Source organism: uncultured Gimesia sp., from assembly GCF_937919775.1.
Lineage (GTDB): Bacteria > Planctomycetota > Planctomycetia > Planctomycetales > Planctomycetaceae > Gimesia.
This window is the reverse complement of the sequence record NZ_CALFPF010000447.1, coordinates 1-5,272: the sequence shown is the minus strand read 5'-3', so window position 1 is coordinate 5,272 and position 5,272 is coordinate 1. Positions and strand designations below refer to the sequence as shown.

Sequence of the window (5,272 nt, the reverse complement as noted above, 5' to 3'; positions counted from 1 at the left end):
CAGAAGAGAAGTTTTGAAGAGTTTAAAGAATTTTGTTTCCGGGGCAACCACTTCATGAGACTTCAGGTTGGCTCTAACCTGAGTCGCAGAAGAATCAGATGTCACTTACTTTTTGGAAGAATATGAGGAATTTAATGCGGAAAATCATGAACTTTAAAATGGCTTTACTCTTAGGTCTGGCAGTAGCCGGTTTGTCGATGATCAGTGCATCGAACAAAGCAGAAGCACGACCTAACTTCAAAGATATCTGGGCACAAACTTACCCGGATTCCAAGATGCTGATTGCGAAAAAGTGTGGCGTATGCCATCCTGGAAAAACCAAAAAAGAGAAGAATGACTACGCAGAAGCCGTCTTCAAAGGTCTGGGAAAACGGAAGCAGACTGATAAAGACGTAATCATTAAAGCTTTGAAAGATGCCGAAGCAATGCCCAGTTCTGTAGAAGGCAAAACTTACGGAGATTTCATTAAAGCAGATCAGCAGCCACCGACTAAAGCTGCCGAGTAGTTCTGAGATTTCGACACTGATTTAAAGTGTTGAGTCATTCATTCGAGATTTAAAGCAGGACACTGGTCTCACCAGTGCCCTGCTTTTTTATGAAATCTTTCGCATGCTCGTTCAAATGAAAGTCGATTACCAGCGGTAAATGGTCTGAAGCTTCCTTGGAAAGTTTTGACCGGGCAATTTTTGCATTTCTGATGCCGATCTCTCCCCGAATAAATGCCTTGTCTAAAGTACCGACAGGCAGATAGGCGGGAAACGAACGATATTTTGAAGGAGGCGAGGTGACTTCCTGAAATGCATGCTGGGAAAACTTTCCTTTCGCCAGAGTGTTTCTCCAGTCGTTCGTATCGCCGACAATGATTGAGGGATGGCCATTGCCTTCCTGAAATAGACGATGCGTCAATAAATGCTCAATCTGCCAGTGTCTTTCTTTCTCGGCAAGCCCCAGATGAAAATTGACTAACTGGAAAGGCCCTTCCGGAGAATCGATGACCACCAGCTGCGCACCCCGTGCTTTGCGCCATTGACTGGTCAGCGAGATCTGATGCTGTGATAGAAACGGCCAACGCGAAAGGATCAGATTTCCATAACCGCCGGTCTTCAATTTGACATTCAACTGGTACAGGGATTCCTGCATATTGAAATATTCAGCAAAGATTTTAGGCTGATTATTGAACCGGGAACGTTTTACGTTTCGATCCACTTCATGCAGGCAGACGATATCCGGATTTTCTGACTCAATGACGCCAATGATGCGTTCCAGCCGATAACGCCGATCGCGCCCACCAATGCCTTTGTGTATGTTGTAACTCAATAGTCGCATAATTGTTCCGCTATTATTTTCCTGCAAACAAAGGCGGAGCGAGTTTGATCACGCCCAGATCATTCATGCCGGACGTAATCTTGAGCTTAGCGCGTCCGCGTGACCAATCATCTCTGGCAGCCAGATAGCCTGCTGTTTCATGCCACACCTGGAACTCCCAGTCCCCGACCGGCAAATTCCTGATCGAAAATGTGCCTGTTTCATCTGAAGTCGCAAAGTAAGGATGATTAAGCGCCACCAGCCAGCCTTCCTGCCAGGGATGGATGCTGCAGCTCATTCGTAAAGGGAGTTTCTCGCCGTATTCAAAACGATGCGTCATCTTTTCACCAGGAGGCAATAACTGATTGAGGCTGGAATTGCGATAGGCCTTCACCTGAAAACCATGCGCACAAAGATCCTCATTGACTGCCAGCAATTGCTGCTTATTCACCCAGAGCCCCGCGACGTGCGGTTGGAAAATACAGCCTTTGTTTTGAACGGTAATGGAGGAAGGCAAATCCTGATAGCTGGAATGGATCTGGGAATCATCCAGTTTTGATTCACGCAGATAGATAAAAATATTCCTGACACCCCCGTTTTTACCGATGACCAGCGACTGATCAACAACCTGATCGCTGAATTGACCACAAATTTCCTGGTCACGGCTGATGTCAAGTTTTACGGGCTCAGAGGCTTTGCCTGTATAAACAAACTGCCCGGTCAGTGTGCCCCATTCTGCAGCCTGGAGCGGATCTACCAGAAACAGAACCACACACAGCAGTAACAGGTTTTGCTTTAATCGAAATTCAGGTCGGTTCAAGATACGTTCTCCCGGCTGTCTTCAATGATACCACTTCTGCAATGGCAAACCATATCTGTAAAGGCTGCCTCAGACCCATTTTACCCACTCGCAGCGCCGGATGAAACTCCTCCCGAGGAAAGAAACGAGCCGGTTTTCCATGAACAACAAAAAACCCTCTGCAAATAAGACTCATTTGCAGAGGGTCAAATTAAATTTACTTAAAACATTCACCGGCTGAAAGCACCGACTCTTAAAGGAGTGGTCCTTCCCAGTTCGTAAATGCTTCATCCATCGATTCCAGCTCAGAATCAAAATCGTCAGTCAGATCCAGTTCATTTGCTGCATGGGCAAACACTAACTGTCGATCATCCGATCCTGTCACGCCGTCCTCGAAATCGGTCGCTGAATACAGGTCTTCAAAGATCGTTTCATCGAACTCAGAACCGTCTTCCGTGATCCCCTGATCCAATACAGATGGTTGAATCACATCGAAGGTAACCACCTGCCGAATGTCAGCCAGAGAATCATCTTCTTCCGAAGTCTTAATCGCAGCAGGTGCCACAAAACCAACGGTTGACTGTTCTACAAATACCTGAGCTGCCTCAGAACTTTGAACAAGCACTGGTTCTGCAACCGAATCCGAAGTGAAATTTGTTCCATAAATGGGGCTGCTCGTTCCACCGCTGCCGGTTCCACCTTGAGCATTTTCGTATGCTTCCAGCAACATTTGAATGTCGAGGACAGAAGGTGTTTTACGAATCCCTGGATCAAGCGTGTCATTCATCAGATCATCCAGATACGCTGAATCATCGATATGATAACCGGTTGCATCCAGAGCCACAGTAAAGTCTGATCCGACAAAAACCAGATTCCCACTACCGTCAGATTCGACGAGGCTTCCAAATCCGGAATAATAACGGGTAAACCCGAGTACGTGTCCGATTTCGTGCAGCAACACGGTATACAGGTCATAGCCGCCGCTTGAAGGAAGATCCGTCACATCAACGTGCCAGCCTAAACCGTTTGCATCATTGTCGATGACCACGCGACCGGCGACGGGAATACCATCAACACTGTATTCCGTTGTTTGACCGGAACCGAGCTGAGCGGTACCAAAATCGCGAACGATGACTTGTATTTCCAGCGGCTCTTCCAGGCCGAGGGCCGTTTCCCAGGTATTCACGGCAGCCTGGATTACCTGATCAATACTGTCATCACCACTCACAGTAGTCAGCGACGTTCCAATCCATGTCTGGCCAAAGTTAGCCGGGTAATTGATCGCAGAGTTTCCACCCTTTTTCTTACCATAATTGGCAGCCAGCAAGGTCAGGTCTTTGAAGTCGACCCGACCATTCTTGTTAAAGTCCATCACGGCGGTGAACGCTGAAGAGGAATTAAAGACTTCCTGATTATAACTCGCAGCCAATTGCGCCAGATCTCGGAAATTGATCGCACCATCATCATTGATATCGTAGATGACCGGATAAAGATCGGTTTGAGGCAGTGCTCCCACATTGGCAACCACTTCACCCACGCCGGAAATAACAATGTCTGTGTTCAGGACATCCAGGCCAAGCTCAAGCGGAGTGAAATTTAAATTCGACGGATCGACTTTAACCTGATCTCCATCCAGCGATTCAAATTTGATCCGGGCTAACAGAGCATACCCGGTTCCACCCACATTGGATTGATTCGTACTGGCACCCAGATTACGAACCATACCTGCTGCATCATCAAAGACGACCGTGCGGTTGAAAGCGAAGTTAGAACCAAACTCAACGGCTGTCGCAGTAAAGTAATCAGTATTATATGCGATATTCGTTAAGACGTCCGTAATACCAAATCCAGTGGCTGTATCGACCCAGACTTCGACCCAGAACGACTGCCATTCGTCAATCCATTCTTCGTTGGCAGGTAAAGCATAGGTATGCCCGTCACTGGAAACAGCAGTTCGATCGGTGACCACGGAAATCTGGATATTCGTCTGATCTTCAATGATCGCCACATCGCCTTTCGATCCAAGCAATGGTGGTGGCGGCGGAGACACCAGTTCAACCGCTCCGATATCAACGATCATGGCCCCGAGAATATCGACTCTTGGATTACCAATCTGATCAACGGCACCAATTGATACTGCACCAGTATTGCCGGCATCAATGGCTGCACTTCCATACAACAATGTATGCGTTCTGGTCGGGCCACCATTGTCGAGCAGAATACCCAACTTTGGATCTATCGGAGTTGCAAAAGAACCGATAATATTTCCATTCACACCATCCGCCAAACCGGTTGCCGCTCCGATATTACCAATCAGGTTATAAGAGCCATTAAAGGCCCCGCCCACATCGTCATTTCCTAAGGTGCCGGTATTTCCTGCCACGATGGTATTCACCAAAGTGACAACCGCACTGGAATTTGAGGCAGAATTATTGGAAATCCCACCGCCTGACTGATCGGCAGTATTTAACGTCAGCGTGTTGTTCAGCACACTCAACACGCCGTCGTTAAAGATGGCTCCACCACGAGATCCGGAATGGTTCGCCGAGTAAGTCGAGTTCGAAGAGAAAACGGTACCTTCATTATAAATGGCACCCCCGCGGCTGCCGGAATCATTGTTATTGAACAATGACTGCGAAACATTGAAGGTCGCACCGGAGGCAACATACACTGCCCCAGCTCGTGCATCAGATGCATTATCTGCAAAGATCGTACGGGCAACGGTTGCCACGCCTTGATACTGATAAAGTGCTCCCCCCTGGAAACCGGCGTGGTTATTCAGGAACTGAGCATCGGAAATGTCGAGCTGACCAGCATTGAGAATCGCTCCCCCCAGAAAGTCGGCATTATTATTTTCAAAAATCACCTGGTTCACGGTAAGTGAACCATCCTGATCCTCAGAAAGGATGGCTCCACCATCATCGGCGTCACCATTTCTCAACTTCAAATTGTTCAGAGAGACATCGGCATTATTGGCGGTATTCACGATATGGAAGATGCGATCCAGACCGCCGGCATCGATAATCGTTGAACCAGCCCCCTGACCAAAAATAGTGACATCATCACGAATATCAAAGTCGCCGGAGACGTTGTTATTTTCTCCTGCACCCGGCATTGTGATCCGATAGATATTTTCAACCCCGGCCAGAAGATTCGGCAGGATAATAT

At 47.7% G+C, this 5,272-nt stretch carries 4 protein-coding genes; 1 reads left to right on the top strand and 3 read right to left on the bottom strand.

Going from position 1 to position 5,272, the window contains the following annotated elements; genetic code table 11:
• The first annotated feature begins 158 nt into the window (after nt 1-158).
• Nucleotides 159-506 (top strand): hypothetical protein, encoded by a 348-nt coding sequence (locus Q0294_RS12670; protein ID WP_299465740.1) that lies wholly within the window; start codon nt 159-161, stop codon nt 504-506.
• Nucleotides 507-555: 49 nt separating this feature from the next.
• Here the strand turns inward: Q0294_RS12670 and Q0294_RS12665 are convergent, their stop codons facing one another.
• The 3 genes from Q0294_RS12665 to Q0294_RS12655 form a co-directional block, all read right to left on the bottom strand.
• Nucleotides 556-1,326, bottom strand: coding sequence for an endonuclease/exonuclease/phosphatase family protein (locus Q0294_RS12665; RefSeq protein WP_299465737.1), 771 nt, complete (start codon nt 1,324-1,326; stop codon nt 556-558).
• A gap of 13 nt (nt 1,327-1,339) precedes the next feature.
• Entirely contained in the window at nt 1,340-2,125 is a 786-nt protein-coding gene (locus Q0294_RS12660) for a carboxypeptidase-like regulatory domain-containing protein (protein WP_299465734.1), read from the bottom strand.
• A 232-nt stretch (nt 2,126-2,357) separates the two neighbouring features.
• A partial coding sequence (locus tag Q0294_RS12655) for a choice-of-anchor Q domain-containing protein (RefSeq protein ID WP_299465731.1) occupies nt 2,358-5,272 on the bottom strand: 2,915 nt, incomplete at its 5' end.